Source organism: Bartonella sp. AP58NXGY, assembly GCF_042195785.1.
Taxonomy (GTDB): domain Bacteria; phylum Pseudomonadota; class Alphaproteobacteria; order Rhizobiales; family Rhizobiaceae; genus Bartonella.
This window is the reverse complement of record NZ_JBHIOY010000008.1, coordinates 76,843-99,875: the sequence shown is the minus strand read 5'-3', so window position 1 is coordinate 99,875 and position 23,033 is coordinate 76,843. Positions and strand designations below refer to the sequence as shown.

At 36.4% G+C, this 23,033-nt stretch carries 23 protein-coding genes, 1 tRNA gene and 1 pseudogene; 7 read left to right on the top strand and 18 right to left on the bottom strand.

Annotation, left to right across the window (positions count from 1 at the left end; all coding sequences use genetic code 11):
• The first annotated feature begins 51 nt into the window (after positions 1–51).
• Both ACFINC_RS06680 and ACFINC_RS06675 read left to right on the top strand, forming a co-directional pair.
• The gene (locus tag ACFINC_RS06680; RefSeq protein ID WP_375616655.1) at positions 52–675 is read left to right on the top strand and encodes a lambda exonuclease family protein; all 624 of its coding nucleotides are present in this window, start codon (positions 52–54) and stop codon (positions 673–675) included.
• An 80-nt stretch (positions 676–755) separates the two neighbouring features.
• A complete protein-coding gene (locus tag ACFINC_RS06675; RefSeq protein WP_375616646.1) occupies positions 756–1,031 on the top strand; it encodes a helix-turn-helix transcriptional regulator in 276 nt (91 codons plus the stop codon).
• A 4-nt stretch (positions 1,032–1,035) separates the two neighbouring features.
• Here the strand turns inward: ACFINC_RS06675 and ACFINC_RS06670 are convergent.
• The 3 genes and pseudogenes from ACFINC_RS06670 to folE form a co-directional block, all read right to left on the bottom strand.
• Positions 1,036–2,209: pseudogene (locus ACFINC_RS06670) on the bottom strand (tyrosine-type recombinase/integrase).
• Between the two features lie 149 nt (positions 2,210–2,358).
• Positions 2,359–2,443 (bottom strand) — tRNA-Leu (locus ACFINC_RS06665).
• A 139-nt stretch (positions 2,444–2,582) separates the two neighbouring features.
• Entirely contained in the window at positions 2,583–3,203 is a 621-nt protein-coding gene (gene folE / locus ACFINC_RS06660; protein ID WP_375616644.1) for a GTP cyclohydrolase I FolE, read from the bottom strand.
• A gap of 125 nt (positions 3,204–3,328) precedes the next feature.
• On the opposite strand from folE, the gene ACFINC_RS06655 reads away from it, so the two are divergent.
• The 3 genes from ACFINC_RS06655 to thrS all read left to right on the top strand — a co-directional run bounded on the left by ACFINC_RS06655 (position 3,329) and on the right by thrS (position 6,199).
• Positions 3,329–3,757, top strand: a complete 429-nt coding sequence (locus tag ACFINC_RS06655; protein WP_375616643.1) for an iron-sulfur cluster assembly scaffold protein — start codon at positions 3,329–3,331, stop codon at positions 3,755–3,757.
• On the top strand, positions 3,758–4,108 hold the full coding sequence (gene yidD, locus ACFINC_RS06650) for a membrane protein insertion efficiency factor YidD (RefSeq protein WP_375616642.1): 351 nt from the start codon (positions 3,758–3,760) through the stop codon (positions 4,106–4,108).
• Between the two features lie 114 nt (positions 4,109–4,222).
• Positions 4,223–6,199, top strand: a complete 1,977-nt coding sequence (thrS, locus tag ACFINC_RS06645) for a threonine--tRNA ligase (protein ID WP_375616641.1) — start codon at positions 4,223–4,225, stop codon at positions 6,197–6,199.
• A 1,103-nt stretch (positions 6,200–7,302) separates the two neighbouring features.
• Here thrS and ACFINC_RS06640 read toward each other — a convergent pair.
• The 5 genes from ACFINC_RS06640 to ACFINC_RS06620 form a co-directional block, all read right to left on the bottom strand.
• Positions 7,303–7,806 carry a MerR family transcriptional regulator gene (locus ACFINC_RS06640; protein ID WP_375616640.1) on the bottom strand — a complete coding sequence of 168 codons (504 nt, stop codon included), beginning with the start codon at positions 7,804–7,806 and terminating at the stop codon, positions 7,303–7,305.
• A gap of 190 nt (positions 7,807–7,996) precedes the next feature.
• Positions 7,997–8,320, bottom strand: a complete 324-nt coding sequence (locus tag ACFINC_RS06635; RefSeq protein ID WP_375616639.1) for an integration host factor subunit alpha — start codon at positions 8,318–8,320, stop codon at positions 7,997–7,999.
• Positions 8,321–8,397: 77 nt separating this feature from the next.
• The gene (locus tag ACFINC_RS06630; RefSeq protein ID WP_375616638.1) at positions 8,398–9,372 is read right to left on the bottom strand and encodes a beta-ketoacyl-ACP synthase III; all 975 of its coding nucleotides are present in this window, start codon (positions 9,370–9,372) and stop codon (positions 8,398–8,400) included.
• A gap of 48 nt (positions 9,373–9,420) precedes the next feature.
• Complete coding sequence (gene plsX / locus ACFINC_RS06625) at positions 9,421–10,491, bottom strand: phosphate acyltransferase PlsX (RefSeq protein ID WP_375616637.1); 1,071 nt, start codon at positions 10,489–10,491, stop codon at positions 9,421–9,423.
• Between the two features lie 173 nt (positions 10,492–10,664).
• Positions 10,665–11,222: a DUF177 domain-containing protein gene (locus ACFINC_RS06620; RefSeq protein WP_375616635.1), complete on the bottom strand. Its 558-nt coding sequence runs from the start codon at positions 11,220–11,222 to the stop codon at positions 10,665–10,667.
• A gap of 225 nt (positions 11,223–11,447) precedes the next feature.
• Here ACFINC_RS06620 and ACFINC_RS06615 point away from each other — a divergent pair, with 225 nt between their 5' ends.
• Positions 11,448–11,927, top strand: a complete 480-nt coding sequence (locus ACFINC_RS06615; RefSeq protein WP_375616654.1) for an outer membrane protein assembly factor BamE — start codon at positions 11,448–11,450, stop codon at positions 11,925–11,927.
• 76 nt (positions 11,928–12,003) lie between these two features.
• Here the strand turns inward: ACFINC_RS06615 and nusB are convergent, their stop codons facing one another.
• From nusB to glyA, 6 genes are all read right to left on the bottom strand, one after another.
• Complete coding sequence (gene nusB / locus ACFINC_RS06610; RefSeq protein ID WP_375616634.1) at positions 12,004–12,474, bottom strand: transcription antitermination factor NusB; 471 nt, start codon at positions 12,472–12,474, stop codon at positions 12,004–12,006.
• A 2-nt stretch (positions 12,475–12,476) separates the two neighbouring features.
• Positions 12,477–12,932 (bottom strand): 6,7-dimethyl-8-ribityllumazine synthase, encoded by a 456-nt coding sequence (locus ACFINC_RS06605; RefSeq protein ID WP_375616633.1) that lies wholly within the window; start codon positions 12,930–12,932, stop codon positions 12,477–12,479.
• Between the two features lie 89 nt (positions 12,933–13,021).
• Entirely contained in the window at positions 13,022–13,639 is a 618-nt protein-coding gene (locus tag ACFINC_RS06600; RefSeq protein ID WP_375616631.1) for a riboflavin synthase, read from the bottom strand.
• The gene (gene ribD / locus ACFINC_RS06595) at positions 13,621–14,748 is read right to left on the bottom strand and encodes a bifunctional diaminohydroxyphosphoribosylaminopyrimidine deaminase/5-amino-6-(5-phosphoribosylamino)uracil reductase RibD (protein ID WP_375616629.1); all 1,128 of its coding nucleotides are present in this window, start codon (positions 14,746–14,748) and stop codon (positions 13,621–13,623) included. Before ribD ends, ACFINC_RS06600 begins: the two co-directional genes overlap by 19 nt.
• A complete protein-coding gene (gene nrdR / locus ACFINC_RS06590) occupies positions 14,741–15,223 on the bottom strand; it encodes a transcriptional regulator NrdR (RefSeq protein ID WP_375616628.1) in 483 nt (160 codons plus the stop codon). The genes ribD and nrdR overlap by 8 nt, the downstream gene beginning before the upstream one ends.
• Positions 15,224–15,236: 13 nt before the next feature.
• The gene (gene glyA / locus ACFINC_RS06585; RefSeq protein ID WP_375616627.1) at positions 15,237–16,550 is read right to left on the bottom strand and encodes a serine hydroxymethyltransferase; all 1,314 of its coding nucleotides are present in this window, start codon (positions 16,548–16,550) and stop codon (positions 15,237–15,239) included.
• A 325-nt stretch (positions 16,551–16,875) separates the two neighbouring features.
• On the opposite strand from glyA, the gene argC reads away from it, so the two are divergent.
• On the top strand, positions 16,876–17,808 hold the full coding sequence (gene argC, locus ACFINC_RS06580) for an N-acetyl-gamma-glutamyl-phosphate reductase (RefSeq protein WP_375616626.1): 933 nt from the start codon (positions 16,876–16,878) through the stop codon (positions 17,806–17,808).
• Between the two features lie 21 nt (positions 17,809–17,829).
• On the opposite strand, the gene ACFINC_RS06575 is transcribed toward argC, so the two are convergent.
• From ACFINC_RS06575 to hfq, 4 genes are all read right to left on the bottom strand, one after another.
• The gene (locus ACFINC_RS06575; protein ID WP_375616625.1) at positions 17,830–18,921 is read right to left on the bottom strand and encodes a COX15/CtaA family protein; all 1,092 of its coding nucleotides are present in this window, start codon (positions 18,919–18,921) and stop codon (positions 17,830–17,832) included.
• A 131-nt stretch (positions 18,922–19,052) separates the two neighbouring features.
• Positions 19,053–20,876: a hypothetical protein gene (locus ACFINC_RS06570; RefSeq protein WP_375616624.1), complete on the bottom strand. Its 1,824-nt coding sequence runs from the start codon at positions 20,874–20,876 to the stop codon at positions 19,053–19,055.
• Positions 20,877–21,025: 149 nt separating this feature from the next.
• Positions 21,026–22,366 carry a GTPase HflX gene (gene hflX, locus ACFINC_RS06565; protein WP_375616623.1) on the bottom strand — a complete coding sequence of 447 codons (1,341 nt, stop codon included), beginning with the start codon at positions 22,364–22,366 and terminating at the stop codon, positions 21,026–21,028.
• Positions 22,367–22,420: 54 nt separating this feature from the next.
• A complete protein-coding gene (hfq, locus tag ACFINC_RS06560) occupies positions 22,421–22,660 on the bottom strand; it encodes an RNA chaperone Hfq (protein ID WP_005773461.1) in 240 nt (79 codons plus the stop codon).
• Between the last annotated feature and the right edge of the window lie 373 nt (positions 22,661–23,033).

Genomic DNA, 23,033 nt, shown 5'->3' with positions numbered 1-23,033 from the left:
ACGTCCAAGATATCGAATATGCGCCAACTCAACAAGAAACGGCGGTGTGAAATGGAACAAAGGACAGCAGAATGGTTCCAAGCGCGCTTGGGTAAAGTCACCGCATCAAACATTTACAACATACTCAATAAAACTACAAAAGGATTGCCTACGAGCAAATATGAAGACTACAAAATCAAACTCATAACAGAGCGCTTAACAAGAGAAACAAGCCCCTATTATGAAACTGAAGATATGAGATGGGGTATCGAACATGAAGAAGATGCCTTGAGAGAATATGGCTTCATTCATGATGCCGATATAACAAAATGCGGCTTTATCCAACACCCCACAATAGAAATGGCGGGGGCTAGCCCCGATGGTCTCATTGGAGAAGACGGTTTAATCGAAGTCAAATGCCCGAGATCAGTAACACATATGCGCTTTTGTATAGGTGACGAAATCAAACCTGAATATCACGCGCAAATGCAATTCCAAATGGCTTGTACAGGACGAAAGTGGTGTGATTTTATCAGTTATGATCCACGTTTTGCGGGTGAATCATCTCATTTGCGTATGAAAGTCAAACGCGTCTACCGTGATGATCAACAAATTGAACAGATCAATCAAGCTGTCCAAGCCTTTTTAGCAGAAATAGAACGAGAGATACAACAACTCTCTACAAAAGCTGCTTAACCTTATGGGGGTGCTTTGTTCCCCGCATATCTACGAGCACCCCCGCCCTTTCATAATTATAATAAAAAGGATCACTTTAAATGAATGAAGAAAAATTAAAAGCCTCAATAGAAAAAGTAAGTTTATTTGAACAAGCTCTACTATCAATGCGCTTGCAAAGGCTCGTCAATATACAAGACCTCTCAATTTATCTTGGAATGTCTATGACCTATATTAGAGAACTTGTAAAAGCTGGAGCTTTTCCTAAACCAATACAAGAAGGGCGATACTTAAAATGGGATCTCGTTGAAATTGACCGCTATATTGAAAGCAAAAAAGCTGAAAGAGATTCTATAGAGCTACCACCACTATCGTAAACAATCAATGCCCAGTCACAAAAGATGACCACTGTTCTAAAAGAACACGACGCTGTTCTAAAAAATCAGTCCTCATATAAGCTTTTGTGACTGAATTTCCTACTGAATGAGACAATGTAAATTCCGCAATTTCAAATGGTGTTGATGTTGTCTCTGTTATCCAATCACGAAGACTAGATCTGAATCCGTGAGGTCGATAAGCAATTCCTCTATCTTTCATAAATTTAGAAAGCGTCATATCAGATATAGGCTTTCCAGAATTTCCAACAAACAAAAATCCATTTTTTTCGATTCTTTTTGCTTTTTCAATAATAGCAATCGCTTCATTTGTAAGCGGTACACGAAAATCAAAAACCTTTCCAACTATTCCTTTCATATTTTCTTTTGGAATCGTCCATATTGATTGATTAATCTCCTCCAACCGTATATGCCTAATTGGCATTGAACGAACCCCCGTTAAAATTAAAAGCTTTAAGGCTAAATTTGATACAATATTATCATCTAAGGATTGATAAAAAGCCGAAACTTCTTTCCATGGCATAGCCGGAATATTTTGAACATTTTGAATAAATTTTCCCAATAAAGCTTTTGCTTTTGGTACCAATTGCATATCCACATCTATGCCACGTGCTGCGGCATGTTTTATAGCAATATTCAAACGCGATAAAGCCTTGCTTGCTTGTTTCGTTTTTGGTTTTCCAAATAGGGGATAAGCACTCTTTTATATCAATCTGCGTCAATTCAGTAATTGCTATATCTCCAAGCTTAGGAAAAACATGCAATGTAAGAGGTGTTAACCACCTTGCTGCTGTTCCTTCATTCTTCAGTTCACTTTTCTTGGCTTCAAAAGCGCTTAAAACAATTTCTCTTAAAGAAATACTATCAACCGCCTGCCGTAATTTTTCATTTTTCCTTTTACGAATCGGGGCAATACCTTGGTTTAAAAAATCACGGCAAGCTGTAGCCTTAAGCCTTGCTTCTTTTAAAGATACAACGCTACAAGAACCTAATCCCATTTCACGACGTTTTTTATTGAAATCGAATCGAAAAACCCAACGCCCTTGATTTTGGGCTGTTTTGATAAGCCATAGCCCAGCTCCATCAGCGTATTTTCCTTTAGATAGATTTTTTACAGATAAGACAGATAATCTATCACGTGTTCTTGTGTTCCTAACCACCTTTTAAACCACCTTTTGAATTGCGCTTTTGACAGATTCATCAGATATCAAGGTCGTACATAAAAAAATAATTAATTAAATAAAAACAACAATTTATAAAAAGATAAGATAAACAACAACACCACATGATATTGTAGAAAATCTATAAGTGGTGCGGTCGAGAAGACTCGAACTTCCACGGGTTGCCCCACAGCGACCTCAACGCTGCGCGTCTACCAATTCCGCCACGACCGCACGTGGTGAAACAAAAAACTTTGGTTTCCAGCCTTTAACAAATCATCAAGAAAGGTACAAGCCAATTTTCTGTTTCTCATAATTTATTTTATCCAGACAATTTATAACTTGATAAAGATTACGAGAAATATGGGCTTTACTATGATCTTTGAACCATCGTCATAAAATATGCTTGTGCAGCTTGATCTTTTTCATAAGAACCATGAAAGTTTTTGGTAATTGTTGTAGACCCCTGTTTTTGAATTCCTCTCATAGTCATACACATGTGCTCAGCCTCAATCAATACTGCGACACCAAGGGGTTTTAGATACGTTTTTAAAGCGTGAGCTACCTGCGCTGTTATAGCTTCTTGTGTTTGTAAACGACGAGAAAAAATATCTACAACACGTGCAATTTTTGAAAGGCCAACGACTTTTGTATTAGGAAGATACGCTATGTGCGCTTTCCCGATAATTGGGATCATATGATGCTCACAGTGTGAATAAAAAGGTATATTTTTTACGATTACCGATTCATTGTATCCTGAAACCTCTTCAAAAACCGTGCCTAAAGTTTCTTCAACTGATTGACTATAACCATTAAAAAGCTCGCGATATGCCTTAGCCATACGTCTTGGTGTATCTAAAAGCCCTTCTCTACTTGGATTTTCCCCTACCCATAAGAGTAATGTACGAATCGCTTCTTCTACCTCTTCAATATTAGGACGCTTTTCTTCAGATAAAAAAGAATCCTTTGAACCTTCTTTAACAACATTACGCATTCAAAAACTCCAAGCCTACTCTCTACAAAGCATTTGCTAAATATCTATTTCATTTTGTATAATCTCTATATAAGCGAATTAAAAGTTTAAACAATCACAGCTCTCAAAATTTCAGGCAATAGCGCATGATTGATAATATCTATAATGATAAAATAATTGAATATGCAGCACATATAAGCAAAATTGGGCGCCTTAATAATCCTGATGCAACATCAAGGAAACATACACACCTTTGCGGTTCAACAATTATCGTAGATTTAAAAGTAAAAAATGATATTATTACGGATTTTGCCCATGAAATACACGCATGCCTACTAGGGCAGGCTTCGGCTTCACTTTTAGCATCTCATATCATCGGAAAAACAACACAAGATCTTAAAATGTTGCGTGAAATTATCTATCAAATGCTAACGCAAGATGGTCCTTCTCCTCAAGCTCCCTTTGAGGATTTTTCTTGCTTACAGCCCATTAAAGACTATAAAGTGCGCCATGCAGCAACACTACTGCCCTTTGAGGCAACGATAGATTGTATTCAAAAAATTGAAGAAAAATAAATGTTCAAATCGCAATCTCGACAAAAAAAATTGACTCGAAATTACACTGGCACTTGGCAAAAAACACCCGGACGATTATTGGGCATTTGCTTAATACGTCTCTATCAAATAACACTTTCGAGTCTTATAGGCAATCAGTGTCGCCATGCCCCAACTTGTTCAGAATATACATATGAAGCGATTGCACGCCATGGGCTTTGGGCTGGTGCATGGATGGGATTTTTTCGTATCATGCGTTGTGGACCCTTTGGAACAGCTGGCTTTGATCCAGTCTCTCCATCACTTGGAAATTCTTGCTGTTTTTATAAACCTTGGCGTTACTGGAAAATTTCTGACAAACACAATAAATAATCCTTTTCTTTTTTTATATGTACTGATAGAAAAATTAGTCTATAAGCTTTTTACTTAGTTTTCACGAAAAACCATCCGCAATCGTTGGCGGAATTGGATTTAAAGGGTGTTTTTATGTCTTGCTCTATTTCTCTTTCTTTTCCTGATGGTTCAAAACGTAATTACCCCGCCGAAATGACAGGTTTGGAATTAGCAGAATCTATTTCTAAATCATTAGCAAAAAAAGCAGTTGCCTATAGTCTTAATGGCATCATGCGAGATCTATCGGATTCATTGGGACAATCTGGTCAAGTAGAGATTATTACCCGAGAAGATTCACGTGCCCTTGAGCTTATAAGACATGATTGCGCCCATGTTCTTGCTGAAGCAGTGCAAGAACTCTTTCCTGAAACGCAAGTGACAATAGGTCCTGTGATTGAGAATGGATTCTATTATGATTTTGCACGCCAACAACCTTTTACATTAGATGATCTTACCGTCATTGAAAAAAAAATGCGTGAAATTATCCAACGCAATAAATCTTTTAGGAAAGAAATTTGGTCTCGTGAAAAAGCAAGAAAAATTTTTTCTGAGAAAAAGGAATTTTATAAAGTTGAACTTATTGATAGCATTCCTGAAGATCAAGATTTAAAAATCTATTATCAAGGAGAGTGGTTTGATCTTTGCCGCGGACCGCACATGCAATCTACAGGCCAAATTGGAAATGCTTTCAAATTAATGAAAGTTGCAGGCGCTTATTGGCGTGGCGATGCCAATAATCGGATGCTTACGAGAATTTATGGAACAGCATTTGCAAATGAAAATGACTTAAAATCCTACCTACATATGCTAGAAGAAGCTGAAAAGCGTGATCATCGCCGCTTGGGACGTGAAATGGGCTTATTTCATTTTCAAGAAGAAGGACCAGGAATGATTTTTTGGCACAAAAAAGGCTGGAAAATGTTCCAAAATTTGATCAACTATATGCGTAGACGCCTTGATGATCATCAATATGCTGAAGTTAATGCGCCACAAGTTCTCGATAGGTCACTTTGGGAAATATCTGGCCATTGGGGCTGGTATAAGGAGAACATGTTCAAAGCAATTCCAGCAGCAGAAGATTCAGATCATGGGAATGTTTATGCTCTTAAACCAATGAATTGCCCTGGTCATGTGCAAATTTTTAAACATGGTTTAAAATCTTATCGTGATTTGCCTATTAGACTTGCTGAGTTTGGTCTTGTTCACCGTTATGAGCCATCAGGCTCTTTACATGGTCTTATGCGTGTGCGTGGTTTTACACAAGATGATGCACATATTTTTTGCACTGATGAACAATTAGCTGATGAATGTCTCAATATTAATGATCTTATTTTATCAACTTATGCTGATTTTGGTTTTAAAGAAATCAGTCTTAAGCTTTCAACTCGTCCAGAAAAACGAGTTGGATCTGATGCATTATGGGATCATGCGGAAAGCATTATGGAATCTGTCCTGAAAACGATTGAAACAAAATTTGCAGGACAAATCAAAACAAGCATCCTTCCAGGTGAAGGAGCATTTTATGGTCCAAAATTTGAATATACATTAAAGGATGCTATCGGTCGTGAATGGCAATGTGGAACAACACAAATAGATTTTAATCTCCCTGAACGTTTTGGTGCATTCTATATTGATAAGGATTCAGAAAAACGTCAACCTGTTATGATCCACCGTGCTATTTTTGGATCAATGGAGCGTTTTCTTGGTATATTAATCGAAAATTTTGCTGGACATATGCCACTTTGGCTTGCTCCTGAACAAGTTGTTGTTGCAACAATTACATCTGAAGCAAATGAATATGCCAAAAAAATAACAGCAAAACTTAAAGCTATTGGGCTTTCAGCAACAACAGATCTCCGCAATGAAAAAATTAACTATAAAATACGAGAACATTCTTTACAAAAAGTTCCCGTAATTTTGGTATGCGGCAAACGTGAAGCTGAAACAGACAGCGTAAATATGCGCCGCTTAGGAAGTACGAATCAAACCTTTTTATCTATAGAAGATGTGATTAAACAACTCTCAAATGAGGCAACACCTCCAGATTTGCAACGTGTAATAAATATATAAATCACAGAAGATGGTAAGATATCAATTTTTATACAAAATAAAACGATTTGATACTGTCGTGTTTTTGGGTTTTATACATAATTACCTATCATCAGAAAAGATCATGTGATCACACTCTACAAAGCGGATGAGTAAAAGTTGAATGTAAGAGTTATAAGCCGTTTAAATGCAAAAATCTTAGACAATTGAATATTAATAAATACCAATTGCTAGCATTAATCTCTTAGCTTTATAATAGAAAGATGGTGCTATTATCATAGATAAATCATTACGAATTATAGCAACATCAAGAAATAAAACTGGAAACAAGATTATATTTATTAATAAATATGTAAACTAGTTGAATGATAATGTATCTTATTCATAAAGTATAGTCTTATCAAAAAAAGACAACATATTGATTTATAATAATATATACTATTATTCATATTAAATAAGAATCTCGACTATCATAGGATACTCTCATTTCAAATCTTTTGTGTTGCATCAATCAAAATTTTTCACTTGTACGTGACAAGCGGGATGAGTGTATGGCAATTATTTAAAAAAGGACTAAAAAATACCTATAATAAACCGTCTCAAGAGCCAAGTTTTTTTTGCAAACATTGAAAGCGAGCTAAATATAATGATGATACCAGCTTGCTCTTTTTACAAGCGTAAAAATGTTGGTGCTCAATGGATTTACCGTTATACTATTCACAAGAAAGCATCGCAAAATGGGCTTAGATGCTTTCAAAAATATCTCTTTAAAACAAGTGTGTGAATTGGAAACACAATAGCGTTATGAATTTCGCGATTTCCACTGACTAAATGTTATTTTAACTTCCCTAAGAGTTATAAAGCTAAATCAAAAGAAAATTGCAAAATTCAGCGTTAATTCTTTTCCCTCTTCATATTGTACCAAATCTAAAATTCTTATAAAAAAATTCGTCAAATAGATACATATGGTACATTATGCTTGTTTAACATATAAAGCTCGAGGCACACATTATAAAATGTTTAATATCTACGATATATGACTGCGCTAGACGCTATATTGATTTATAAAGAAACTTTCAAAACGCATATTTTACTAAAAAATAAGCGAACATAAATAAAAAACATTATCGTGCTCTATCAAGAACACGCTTACATTCAATGAGTTCAAACAGTATTTCTTGCAACAATGCTTTATCGGTTTTATCTTTGTAAAGATTCACAGAACCAACAGATGCTTCTCCCTCATTCCTCATGAAACTCAAAAGCCCAAAAGAAGATTTTTTAGGCTTATTGCTAGTATTTTCGAAAGTTTGTCTTACGTGTTTTTTTTCTATGACAATATTCATGGTGTCAAGATCGCCATTCCCAAAAGCAGTTACAAAAGCAACCCCATTTTCTTTCAAAAGACGCTGCACACCTTTTATTGTATAACCTTGATCATATAATAACTGCTTAATACCATTGAGTAAATCAACATCGACCGGACGATAATAGCGTCTTCCTCCTCCACGTTTCATTGGTTTAATCTGCCTAAAACGTGTTTCCCAGAATCTCAAGACATGCTGCGGAAGCTCCAACAACTCGGCTACTTCGCTAATTGTGCGAAAAGCATCAGAGCTTTTATCCATTTTTCAACACCTTATCTAAAACACGAAAAATGATTTGATAATGATTCATTACGTTTCAATTTCTCAACAAGATTAGTCAAAAATAGGACCATAATTGACTACTTACTAAACAGTTTTTTTCTCAAAATACAGGACTTTATCTTATGTTTATAAATTTTTAAATAAACACCAAACATTATCACACGTTTATTTATGATATACTATTTTTTTGTCTTGCACGATGCGAATCTAAAACTCTCTGTTTAAGTACATTTGCAGCCTTAAATGTTACAACACGTCGTGGCGGAATAGGCGCTTCAACACCTGTTTTTGGATTGCGCCCAACACGTTCATTTTTACTGCGCACCTGAAAAGTTGCAAAAGAAGAGAGTTTAACAGCCTCACCTCTTACAAGTGAGTTGCAAATCTCATCCAAAACCAATTCGACCAAAGCTGCTGATTCAGTATGTGACAAGCCCACTCTTTTGCAAACTACGCTCGCTAAATCTGCACGCGTTACTGTCTTACTTGTCATTATAACCACCTATTTAAATATTAAAAATTACAAAATGACTTATACGTTTTATTCGAACATGGTCAAGTAACTATAATTTACCAACGAATAAGAATTGCTCCCCATGTAAATCCACCTCCCATAGCTTCTAACATAATAAGATCTCCTTTTTTTATTCTTCCGTCGCAAATAGCTGTTGTTAATGCCAAAGGAACTGATGCTGCAGATGTATTACCATGTTGATCAACGGTAATTACAACTTTATCTGGTGAAATTCCTAGTTTTTTAGCAGATGCTTCAATAATGCGCTTATTAGCTTGGTGAGGTACAAACCAATCTAGTTGTGAAGAATTCATACCTGCATCTGCAAAACAATCATCAACCACATCCGTTATCATACCAACAGCATATTTAAAGACTTCTCGTCCTTCCATACGCAAATAGCCTGTTGTTTGTGTTGTTGAAGGTCCACCATCAACATACAGCTTATCTATATAAGCACCATCAGAACGTAGTTTTGCAGATAATATACCACGCTCAAAAGCAATCCCCCCTTCAACTTCTTGTGCTTCCAAAATAGCAGCTCCCGCACCATCACCAAACAAAACGCACGTCGTACGATCTTCCCAATCTAAAATCCGAGAAAATGTATCGGATCCAATAACTAAAATTCTTTTAGCTGCTCCACACTGTATATAAGCATCTCCTGTTGTTAAAGCAAAAATAAAACCAGAGCAAACAGCTTGAATATCAAAAGCAAATCCATGACTCATTCCCAAAGCATACTGAATTTCAACAGCAGAAGCAGGAAAAGTACGATTTGGTGTTGAGGTTGCTAAAATAATACAATCAATATCCTTTATTGTAAGACCAGCATTTATAAGAGCTGCTTGCGCAGCTTCGACTCCTAAAGAAACGGTTGTTTCATTTTCATTGGCAATATAACGTTGATGTATTCCTGTACGCTGAACAATCCATGAATCTGATGTTTCAACAAACTTTGCAATCTCATCATTTGACAAACTTCTTTTCGGCAAAGCGCTTCCTACACCACGTATAATTGATCGAATCATTCAGCTCTCACCTTTTTTCAGACTTTTCATTTCTATTATAAGAGCTTATCATAAGGACTCTCCATTCATCACTGCTTCTTCTTCTTGATCAAAAAGTGTTCCTTTATTTTCATGAAATCGCCGTAAATCAGCAGTTATTTTTTTTAAAAGTCCGTTATTAACCATCTCATAACCAACTCGGATAGCAGAAGCAAAACCATTAGCATTAGCACTGCCATGACTTTTGATGACAACACCATTCAAGCCTAAAAGTACTCCTCCATTCACCCTATCGGGATCCATTTTATGTTTCAGTGTACGAAAGGCTCCCCGCGATAAAAAATAACCAAGAGATGTTAAAAAAGAACTGCGCAATGCAGAATTTAAAATCTCTCCTATCTGTCGCGCGGTTCCCTCTGCGGTTTTTAAAGCAATATTACCAGAAAACCCTTCGGTTACAACAACATCTACTGTTCCTTTCCCAATGTCATTGCCCTCAACAAATCCTTTATATTCCAATCCTTCTAATTGTACTTCACGTAATATCATTCCTGCTTTTTTTATTTCGTAAAGTCCTTTAACCTCTTCCACCCCCACATTTAAAAGCCCAACGCTTGGTTTTTCAGTGTGATACAAAGCGCGAAACATACCCGCTCCCATAACCGCCAAATCCACCAACTGACGAGCAGACGCACCAATTGTTGCCCCAATATCTAAAACGATACTCTCACTGCGAAGTGTTGGCCAGATACCCGCAATCCCAGGACGTTCAGCTTCTGCTAGCATTTTTAAACAAAAATAAGACATGGCCATCAACGCCCCCGTATTACCAGCAGAAACGCAAGCATCAGCTTCACCATTTTTTATCGCTTCAATAGCATACCACATTGATGATTTACCACGTCCATTACGAAGTGCTTGGCTTGGCTTTTCATCCATGCGTGTATAACTTTCTGTGGGATAAAAGCGCGAGACAGAATCCAAAGAGGGATATTTTTTTAAAACTGGCTTAACGACCTCTTCTATCCCATAAAACAGAAAATAAATATTTGACAAATATTTTTGTACAATTGCTGCTCCTGCAATAGCTGCTTCTGGACCGTAATCACCACCCATAACATCCACAGAAATTCTAATCACGCTTGCATATCCCACATCTTTTATTTACATTTTTAATTTTATTTACATTTTTAAACGTATATTATGATTTTTGGCTTCTGAATACTCACAAAACATATCTTGCGAAAATAGCTCCGCGGAAAATACCGTTTTTATCATAGCATACAATAGATAATTTTTTTATGTTTTTACAATTACTTCCAATTTTTCAAAACAGAAAATGGCGAGAGTTTTTGCTCTGCTTCTTCTAAATTTTCAACCACATGCATCTTTATCCCCTCTTTACGTGGATAATGATTAATAGACAACTCAAAAAACTCTTCCATGATTGCACCAATATCAATTTTATCATTATAAAATACTTCCGGAGTATCAAGCCCTTCCACATCTAAAAATAATTCTCCAGTCCCTTCTGATATTTTGGGTTTTATCAAATTTGAATCTTCAGGAACAAAAACAACGTCAATATTTTCACGGAGAATATTTTCTAAAGGTTCTAATGTAACAACACATAACTGTAGTATACGTGCTTGCAACAGACCTTTTATACGAACGCCACGTTTTTTCCACGGAAAAATATGGAATTTTCCCTCACAGAATTTCACTTCAATCAAATCATGGTTCTGAGCTAAATGTATACATTCCCTTTTGTTTGCACAAAGATGAACTCTTATACCTTTAGCAGGGAGAGAACGTACAGATATTGGATAAGCCAAAGCACATGTCATTTGAGAAACATTTTGAGCATTCATTGACAACTCCCAACCACAAAAACATACCAAGTACTGTACTTTTATTTATCTCAAGTACATTTCATTCATTTTTTTCTTTTCTAAAGAAATTCTATATGGCATAATTTGTTTTATAACAGGGAAACTCAATGTAAGCTACGGTAGATTAAGCTAAAATTAGAAAAAACTTGAGATTGCCTTCTTGTCTTAACATCTAAGTATAAAAAGGAGATGTCATTGTTTCAAATGCCTCACTTCATGGTCTTAATCAAACGTCAGTTATTGGTTGGTCTCTCAATAATAAATATAATAATACTTGCCGGTTGTAGTCTTCTTGATTCTTCAGGTTCAAGTCAAATTTATAGAGAAGGCTATATTCTGGATAAAGATGCTCTGAGTTCTATTTCTATTGGCTCAAGTCAAGAGCAAGTTCTTTTAACTTTAGGAACTCCTTCATTAAAAACAAAATATGATAATGAAGTTTTTTATTATATCTCACAGACACGATACCGTGGGATGCAGTTTATGAAAACAAAGATCATTGATCGCAAAGTTTTAGCCATTTACTTCAATACAAATAATCAAGTTGTAAAAGTTTCTAACTACGGTCTAAAAGACGGTCAAGTTTTTGATTTCATTACGAAAACAACACCAACCGTAACAAAAGAACACCCTTTCTTAATTCAAATTATAAAAGGTCCTGCGAATCTACCAACCAATAACTAAAATATAGTTTACATATCGTTTTAATATTATGAGATTTGATTATTGTCAGGTCTCATAATATAAAAGATTGTAACTCTTAGAGTCGGATTTTTTTTGCCATACTATCGAGAACTGCGTTAACAAGTTTGGGCTCTTCACCCTCAAAAAACGCCTTTGCTATATCAACATATTCATTCATAACAACTGCAATAGGGACATCTTTACGGTTGATCAACTCCCATAAACCTGCTCGTAAAATTGCGCGTAAGATAGAATCAAGACGTGAAAGAGACCACTCTGCGGAAAGCTGTTGATGAAGTAGAGGATCAAGCTGCTTTTGATCTTTTACAACACCCGTTATAATCGCCAAAAACCATTGAAAATCAGCTTCAAGATACTGGTCTCCATCAATATCTTTTCCCAGACGATAAGCCTCATACTCAGCTGCCGTTTCCATCACCCCCGAACCCACGATATCCATTTGATAGAGTGCTTGAACTGCAGCAAGTCTTGCTGCTCCACGTTTATTGGCTGAACGCGGAAAATGTCTGCTTTTTATATCAGCCATATTTAACGATTATCTCCAAATCTCTTTTTTAGAGCGATCATACATAAAGCAGCTTCAGCTGCAAAACCACCTTTATTTTTGTTATCTTGTTTTGCGCGCACCCATGCTTGCTCTTCATTTTCAACAGTCAAAATACCATTTCCAATAGCCAAGTGCTTATGAACAGTTAAATCCATTAATGCACGACAAGAATCATTGGCAACAATTTCAAAGTGATATGTTTCCCCCCGAATAACACAACCAAGTGCAACATAACCATCATAAGATGTCTCATTGTGTTCAGCAAAAGCTATAGCACCTGGTATTTCTAATGCCCCAGGAACCGTTACAATATCATAACTTGCTTCAGCTTTTTGCAAAGCAGTCACAGCACCTTTCAAAAGCGCATCAGAAATTTTCTCATAAAAACGTGCTTCAACAATCAATACGTGAGGCTTTTGACGTATCTCTTTCATCATAATGGGATTCCACAAAAAACGAATCAAAAATTTAAGGTTATTAAAGTTATAAGGTATAAAATTCTGAAAATGATCAATAGAGTTTTGGCTTATTCATCTTTCATTTTTAAAGTAAGAAGCTTAGCAGCATAACGAGCAAGTTGATCAATTTCCAAATTGACCCAATTTCCAATTTTAGCTTGTCCCCACGTTGTCATTTCAAGTGTATGACGAATAATAAGAACATCAAAAATACAATCCTCAACACCATTAACAGTCAAAGATGTCCCATTCAATGCAAGAGATCCCTTATTGACAATGAAAGGTATAAATTGTCTTGAAACTCTTAGATAAAAACGAATTGCATCTCCTTCATTTTTTTGATCAATGATTTCAGCCAAACCATCAATATGACCAGAAACCAAATGCCCCCCCATTTCGTCACCCAATCGAAGGGAACGTTCTAAATTAACAAGAGTTCCTTTTTTCCATTGGGCAAGATTTGTTAAACGTAATGCTTCTTCCCACGCCTCAACAACAAACCAATTACAATCTTGTTGCTTTAATCCTCTCTCTACAATTGTCAGGCAAATTCCTGAACACGCAATTGATGCGCCAATTGCTAAACTTTCTATAGTATAGCGTGTAGAAATCTTTAAACGCACCCCCTGCTTTAAAGATTGAACATCTTCAACACAACCGATATCTGTTATAATTCCTGTGAACATAATGTTTTACGTCTCCATTTATAAAAACGGTCATTTCCAAACATTCTTGTCTCAACCTCATGAAACTTCGAGAGATAACTTCCAAAACGAGGGGCTTCAATACGATTATTTCCTAAAACAACGGGTGTATAAAAACATATCAAGTGATCAACACAATCAGCATCCAAAAACTTTTCCCCTGTCTTTACACCACCTTCAAGTAAAACACTATTAATCCCATGTTTATAAAGCATATGTAAAAGAGCAAAGGGTTCTATATCCCCATTGTTCATCTCTATCGAATACACAGACACACCATATTGCTCCAATGCATTTTTTTTGCTTTTTTTTGAAAGATCTACATCACAAATAACCCATGTAGGAATTTTTATTGCTGTTTGAACAACTTTCGCATCGAGTGGGATAGATAAATCTGCATCCAAAATAATACGAATTGGTGAACGCACCTCCATCCCTGGTAAGCGGCAATTGAGTTGTGGATCATCAGCAAGTATAGTCCCAATACCAACGAGGATAGCATTATTTTGAGCACGTAGAATATGCGTATAGGTATGAGAAAGCGTTCCACTAATTTTTATTCCACCCTTCTCCCTTTTTCCCACACCATTATCAGCAGAAATTGCCATTTTAAAAGTGACAGCACAGCGTCGCATTTTCCTTATACACCAGTGCGTACATAAGGATTCAAAAGCTTCTTCAGCTAAAATGCCCTCAACCACTTCAATATCAGCGGCACGCAAAAGAGCAATACCATGACCATCAACGCGCTTGTCACAATCAGTAAGAGCAACAACAACTCGGGAAATACCTGAATCAATAAGTGCATTCACACACGGAGAAGTTTTTCCATAATGCGCACAAGGCTCTAATGTAACATAGGCAGTAGCTCCTTGAGCTAAAGAACCAGCCATGCGTAATGCTTGAACTTCAGCATGAGGACTGCCATGAATAGCTGTTACGCCATAGCCAACAATAAACGTTCCAACATCCTCATCATTTCGCACAATTAACGTACCAACTGAAGGATTTTCACCTGTAAGACCAACATGACGTTCTGCTAAACGGATAGCAGCAGCCATAAACCGCTCATCTTGCACTTTTTTATTCATCAAAACGAGATTCTGTATCCGCTATACCCTTTGACAACTCATCTATAACATCGTGAAAATCGCTTGCATTACGAAAATCTCGATATACAGAAGCAAAACGGATATAAGCAATATCATCGATTTTTTTTAATGCTTCCATTACAAGATGCCCAATTTTTTCTGAAGCAATCTCTGGTTCCCCCAAACTTTCAAGCTGACGTACAATGCCAGAAATTGCTCGTTCGATATGATCAGGATCAATATTACGCTTACGCACAGCCACATCAACTGATCGCATTAATTTGTCACGATCGAATGGCTCACAGCGTCCACTTTTTTTAGCAACCAAAAGCTCACGCAACTGAACACGTTCAAAAGTTGTAAAACGACCAGCACAAACGGAACACACGCGGCGGCGGCGAATCACCGCCCCCTCTTCTGCAGGACGCGAATCTTTAACCTGTGTATCCTCATATTGACAGTAAGGACAGCGCATCTCTTTTACATCCTTAACAAGTGCTAAGATAAGAGTAAAGAGGAAATTGATTCGTTATATCTTCCACCTTTTTCTTAACAGCTATTTCAACAGCATGATTATCTTCATCACTTTTTGCGTTTCGAAGACCATCAAGAACTTCTGAAATCAAATGACCAACTTGAATAAACTCTTTTTCTGAAAAACCACGCGTTGTGGTAGCAGGTGACCCCAAACGAATTCCTGATGTTACAGATGGCGTTTCAGGATCAAAAGGAATACCATTTTTATTGCAGGTAATATGAGCGCGTCCTAAAGCCAATTCGGCACGCTTTCCTGTTAAATTTTTGGAACGTAAATCAACCAACAATAAATGATTATCTGTACCGCCAGAAACAATATTAAAACCATTACTCTGTAATGTTTTTGCTAAAACTTTTGCATGAGCAACCACCTTGGCACTGTAATCTTTGAAAGAGGGACGCAAAGCCTCCTCAAATGCAACAGCTTTTGCCGCAATCACATGCATTAAAGGCCCCCCTTGAAGACCAGGGAAAATTGCAGAATTAATTTTTCTGGATAAAGCCTCATCATTTGTCAATATCAAACCACCACGAGGACCTCGAAGCGATTTATGTGTTGTTGTCGTTACAATATGCGCATGCGGAACAGGTGAAGGATGCACGCCACCAGCAACAAGACCAGCAATATGAGACATATCAACGAGGAGATGAGCACCGATTTCATCTGCAATTTCACGGAATTTTTCCCAATTCCAGAATCGAGGATAAGATGAACCACCCGCTATAATAAGTTTTGGCTTACGTTCTTTTGCAAGTCGCTCAACTTCATCCATATCAATAATCTGATCTTCTTGACGCACACCATAAGAAACAACATCAAACCATTTTCCTGACATATTAACAGGTGAACCATGCGTAAGGTGACCACCAGCATTTAAATCCAATCCCATAAATGTGTCACCAGGCTGAAGTAAAGCTAAAAAAACAGCTTGATTCATTTGGCTACCAGAATTAGGCTGTACATTCGCAAACGCAGCACCGAAAAGCTGTTTTGCCCTTTCAATAGCTAAATCTTCAACGACATCAACAAATTGACACCCACCATAGTAGCGCTTTCTTGGATAACCTTCTGCATATTTATTGGTTAAAACAGACCCCTGTGCTTCAAGAACCGCTCTTGAAACAATATTCTCTGAAGCAATCAACTCAATTTCATGTTGTTGACGCTCAAATTCTCCCCTAATTGCATCAAAGATTGCACCATCAACAGTTTGTAAATTATCATTAAAAAAGCGCTTTTGTGCGTCATTTTCTTGCTGAGTCATAAAACACATTCCTAACATAAAAAAATAAAGTCAAGGAACGATAACACAGCAAACCATGCAAACCAAACATTTTAAACTACTTACACTCAAAAATAATGAGGCAAATATTTATCTTATTCTTTGTTATAAAAACAGCGAAAAACTTCCCTCTCGAGAACGGTGAAAAATGAGATTACATTTCTTTTTTTACACTCTTATTTGTTTACACATTTTACAAAAAATATCTATAATCTAAAGAAATTCAATAATTTAATAATTATTATTTAAGTTGGTAATGATTTAAAATAATTTATAATATGAAAAGCTGAATATAGTAGAGAAAAGAATGGCAACCAAAGTTTTTATTGATGGTGAACATGGAACAACTGGACTACAAATACAAAAACGCTTAGAAAAGCGTACAGATTTAAAATTACTCTCTCTTGCTCATAAAGATCGCCATAATGTTCATCTGCGACATGAGTATCTTAATCAAGCCGATATTGCTATTTTGTGTCTTCCAGATGATGCTGCACGCGAAACCGTTCATTGGCTTAAAAAAAATAAAAACATTAGAATTATTGATAGCTCAACAGCTCACCGTGTTGCACTAGACTGGGTTTACGGTTTTCCTGAAATGACAGCAGGCCAAAAAAAACGAATTCAAGCGGCTCATTACGTATCTAATCCTGGATGTTATCCTACCGGTGCCATTAGCTTGATTCGCCCACTTCGCGAAGCAGAATTGCTAGACGCCTATTATCCCATCTCGCTTCATGCAATCTCCGGCTATACTGGTGGTGGAAGACAATTGATTACACAAATGGAAAATCAATCTCAAGAAAATATTCAGGAAAATTATTTTATCTATGGACTCAATCTTGAACACAAACATGTGCCAGAAATTAAACTTCATGGACAAATCAACCAAACGCCACTTTTTATACCCAGTGTTGGTCGTTTTCCTCAGGGAATGATTGTGAATCTTCCACTGCACCGCCATTTATTCACAAAATCAGCAAACTGTTCTGATCTGCGCGAAATTCTTGCAAACCATTACGATGGACAAAACATCATTTCAGTTGCATCACAAGAAGAAACCGCTTCACTGCAAAGACTTAATCCAGAATGTTTAGCCAATAAAGATGGTATGAAACTGTTCGTATTTGGCAATGATCGCGAAGGCATTTTTAATTTATGTGCCCTATTCGATAATTTAGGAAAAGGTGCATCAGCCGCTGCTGTACAAAACCTCGATTTAATGCTTTCAGGCAACTAAACTTTATCTGGATACAAGCTTTTATTCAATAGCATGATATGCTCCTTTTGTAGCTCGCCAATGCGCAACTGCAAAACACAACACGACCAATGCCATACTTTGATGAATGAGCCCCAAACTTATTGGAACCTCATGTAACAGTGTCAAGATACCTAAAAGTGCTTGGATAATAATCATAACGCAGATAAGAAATGCACGACGAGAGTGAGTTGAATGGGGAACACTTTTTTGTACATAGAAAGCATGAATAGCCGCGGCAATCAATAAAAAATAAGCAAAAAACCGATGAATAAACTGAACAGTTAAAGGATTTTCGAATAAATTGAGCCAAACAGGATTATGCTGCAATAATCCATCAGGAATAATCTGACCATCCATAAGAGGCCATGTATTATAGACTTTTCCAGCATGAAGCCCTGCAACTAAAGCACCCAAATAAATTTCTATCAAGACGAGAATAACGAGCCATGCCGCAAAATATTGCACCTTTTGATTTGCTGGTTTTTCTGAATATTCTGCAAGTCCTCGAGATAAATAAGTAACAAAAATAATCACAAAACATGCTGTTATAAGATGAAATGCCAAACGATATTGGCTCACACTTGTTAAATTACTCTGCCCAATCCCTGAAGCGACCATCCACCAACCAATAAAACCTTGAAAAGCAATAAGGACTGGTACAATGATAAGCTGGAGTAAAATATTTTTTTCAATACGTTTAGTTGCCCAAAACCAAATGAGCCCTAATAAAGCAACAAGACCAACTAGACGCCCGAGAACACGATGCGCCCATTCCCACCAAAAAATGATCTTAAAAGCACTTAAGGTCATATCACGATTAAGAAGCTTATATTGTGCTATCTGTTGATATTTTAAAAATTCCTCTTGCCATTGATCAACCCCTATCGGTGGGATAATACCGTGTATTGGCTTCCATTCCGTTATCGATAATCCTGATCCTGTCAAACGAGTTGCTCCCCCCACTAAAACAATGGCCAAGCAAAGTAATAAAACAGAATAAAGCCACACCTGAATTTGCTTTCGATTTCTCTTTTGCACAGGTGTTAAAAAGTTATTGTTTAATCTCTTTACTGCCATCTCTGATTGCCCCACGCTTCTCTCCAACTACAATGATTTTAAAATTAACATTAAATCTTTATATTTTAGTATGTACTATAACTTCAGCAAAAAACAAGCGTACCACTATAGCATATGATACATATTTCTTTTCTCTTTTATGAAGTTTATGATGCAACAACACGATAAACAGTCTTTGGAAAGCTGCTTACCATCCACATCATCCAATCTTGTTCATTAAGAACAGTATTACAAATATAATAGTCTGTTAGCTCTGCAAATTGTTCAAAACCATATTTTGGTTTGCTTGCCATCTCTAAAATGATAAAATCGTACTCTTTTTTAAATTCTTGTAATATATGAGAAATATCATTTGAAAAATCTTGTGCAGAAACAGCACTTGTTAATCCCTGAGGAAGAATATCAACGCCCGTATCGTAATCACGGTAAATAACATCATGCATCTGAGCATGGCCCGTTAAAACATCACTCAGCCCACGATGTGGACCAATGACTTTCTCTATTTGTTGACCAGAGATATCGACCAACAAAATTGTTTTGTTCTCTTTTGTGAGATGAAGTGAAAGCTTTGCCGCTGTCCGTGCAGCTTCTGGTCCAATGATTGAAATAACTGTTGAAGCATGCCATTTCAAAACATCAGATAATCCCTCTATCGTAATAAAAGCTTCAAGATTTTTTATTTCTTGAGAGACTAAAAGACTCTCATTCTTCTTGAGAGTATTTTCTTTTAATCTCACATCCTCTTCTGAGAGTTGGTCTTTTTTGCTTTTAAAGAACGGATAAAATAACACTATTCCTAGCAAAAGAGTAAGGAAGCTGGCCAATGCACCCACAAGAACATTTTTTCCATAAAGAGCCATAAAAGAAATGGGTGCTAATGTTGTTGGCATAACCACGTGGATATTTGTATTTTGTAAGAGAAGAGGGTTATCACTCAATCCCCAATATGAACCAATAACTTTTTCTCTTTGAGCAGATTTGCTCATCACTTTATTTTGTGCATCGACCGCTGCTTTTATTTTATTTTCAAACTCGTTAAATATTTTATTCAAAGATTGGGATTGATCTTTTACAAAAAAACTCACCCTTTTTTGGAGCTGTTTTTCCAACTCCGTTGCAATAATTACATCTGAATGAACTTGATCAACGATCTGTAAAATTTTATTGTTTAATTGATGAGAAACCGCTTCTAACTCCGCAGTCATTGCCTTAATTTGAGGATGTGTCCACCCCAATTGCGCAGCCATATGTGCTCTTTGCGTTTCCAAGAGATCACGTTTAGATTCCAGAGAAACAATTGCTGAATTGCCTGCAATAAAAGATAAAGATAGTAAAGACTGTCCACTTTCACGCATCATGTTAATTGTTGAATTCAAACTTGTTAAATAAATACGCTTTAAAGTTGCTTCTGTTAATTGCATAGAAAGATCATGAAGCTCTGTTTGTTTGACACTATGCTGAATAAAAGAATCAACAGAGGTCCGAAATCCCTGCACGATATTAATAATCGCAGTGTTATCATATTGTTTGTCTTCAGATTTATCATTTAACAAGAATTGTTTCTGTTTTATGACTGCTTGTGAAAATGTGGAAAACCAAGTTTCCAACCCACGTTGTGCTGCTTCCTGTGTCTCGGCTTCAAAAGTAAGGTTAATAAGTTCACCATGACGCGATAAACGGATATTTTCCTGATTTTTTTTCTTATAAGAAACCCTTAAAGAAAAAGGCGAATCATTTGAAATTATAGGCTGTGAAAACAAAAAGGTGATAACATTGTCTTGCTTTTCAATTGATAATGGCTTTCCTACAGAATCAGATAATGAAAATATTAAAGTTGCTTGGTAACCACGGGGCTGAACAAAATAATACAACAAAATCAAAGACACACACAGTATTTGTAATAGCAAAACAATTAAAATGTTTCTCCATACTGTATATACAAACAGTCTTTTATTACATTTAAGACTCATCTTTATTTTAACCAGCAAAATACTTCTTCATATTGTTTTATTAAGAGAAAGTAGTAACTATCCTCTTAACTTGCTGTCATATTATTTTGAGATGAGAAAAACATAAAATTTAAGCACAAATGCTCAACAATAGCTTTAAAGGAATTAATTCAATTTTTTTTAAGATTCTCTAGTTGTTTTTTTGCTTCAGAAGTAACAACCGCTCTAATGGTAACAGACCCATCATCATGGCATTCTTGCGTGATTTCCGCAGAGTTTTCATAAAACCAATCAATAAGCGACATTTCATGAGGTTTTAGAAGATATTCAATGCTTTGCACCTCTCCAAAAATTCGCTTTTCAATGGTTCTTAATAATTGGTCTAGGCCATCCCCTTTAAGAGCTGATACCATGAGAGCGGGATCTAATCGTGTCTTGGCACTTGTTTGTAAAACATTCAATGCCTGTTCATCCAACATATCAATCTTATTCCAAACTTCTATGATATGCGCCGTGTCATCAATATCGATATCAAGGCTTGAAAGTACTTCTAAGACATCTTGGGCATGTGCTCGATGATCAAGGTCTGACATATCTCTTACATGAAGAATGAGATCCGCTTCAATCACTTCTTCAAGGGTTGCTCTAAAAGCCGCAATTAAATTCGTTGGCAAGTTAGAGATAAAACCTACAGTATCAGACAAAAGAATAGTTTTTCCATGGGGAAGAACAACTTTGCGCAAAGTCGGATCAAGCGTTGCAAATAACATATTCTTTGCTAAAACATTTGCACCGCTTAAACGGTTAAAGAGCGTTGACTTTCCTGTATTCGTATATCCTACCAATGCCACAACAGGATAAGATGTTTTTTTTCTTTTTGCTCTATGAAGTGCACGTGTTTTAATAACCGTTTCCAATTCGCGGCGAATACGAACAATTTTTTCTTGTAAAAGGCGTCTATCTGCTTCAATTTGCGTTTCACCAGGTCCCCCTAGGAAGCCACGCCCTCCCCGTTGCCTTTCCAAGTGCGTCCAACTACGTACAAGCCGCCCTTTTTGATAAGACAAATGCGCCAATTCTACTTGCAAAACTCCTTCTTTTGTTCGTGCACGATCACCAAAAATTTCAAGAATCAAAGCTGTTCTATCGATAACTTTGCAATTCCATAACTTTTCTAAATTACGCTGCTGTACAGGCGTTAAAAAATGATTTATAATCACAAGCTCAATAGAATCTTCATTTATATAATGAGCTAACGCTTCTACCTTACCTTTTCCAAAGAGAGTGGCAGGACGAATCGTTGCAATATTAATTGTTTCATAATTAACGACTTCTAACCTTATAGCACGCGCTAACCCCAATGCTTCTTGAACACAGGAAGATATAGAACACTCTCTCAAAGAGCTTTCAGTTCTATTATTCTCTTGAAAAATCGGTATCAAAACAAGTGCGCGCACCTGTTTTATAATCTGCGAAAATACGCCTCCTAATCTCTCATTTTCATTTATCATAGCAATCTAAGTACTTTTAAAATGGGATAAGAGGTCTATCTTAAAATGACGTGCTTACTCAGGACTTTCACCTTCAAACATCTGTACAGGCTGTCCAGGCATAATCGTAGAAATAGCATGCTTATAAACCAATTGCGCATGTCCATCTCGGCGCAAAAGAACACAAAAATTATCAAATGAAGTTACAATACCCGTGAGTTTAACGCCATTAACAAGAAAAATTGTAAGGGAAATTTTTTGCTTACGCACCGTATTTAAAAACACATCTTGTAGGTGTTGTGATCGCTCTGCCATTATTCTTACACCTTCATCTCGATTGCATAAAATATTTGTGCACGCATATCGACTGAAAAATATCCAATTGTCAACGTAGAAGCTTCAAAATTTAATAACAAACAACTGAAATTAGAGAAAAAACGGCTTTTTAAGGCAATAATAAAATACAGCTTATAAAAATCTATCATTAAATTCAAAAATTTTCTACGTTCATTTTTTATGAGCTTATAATTAAAAGGCAAATTTTTATACATCCTCAGCTATGACAGATTATATACGTGATGATGAAACCCCTTCGTTTAGAATCAATAAAAGTAAGCGGGGACAACAACATTGATTAACGATCATTGATATTAAAGAGAGGCATTCGCACCTCACTATTTTTTAACAA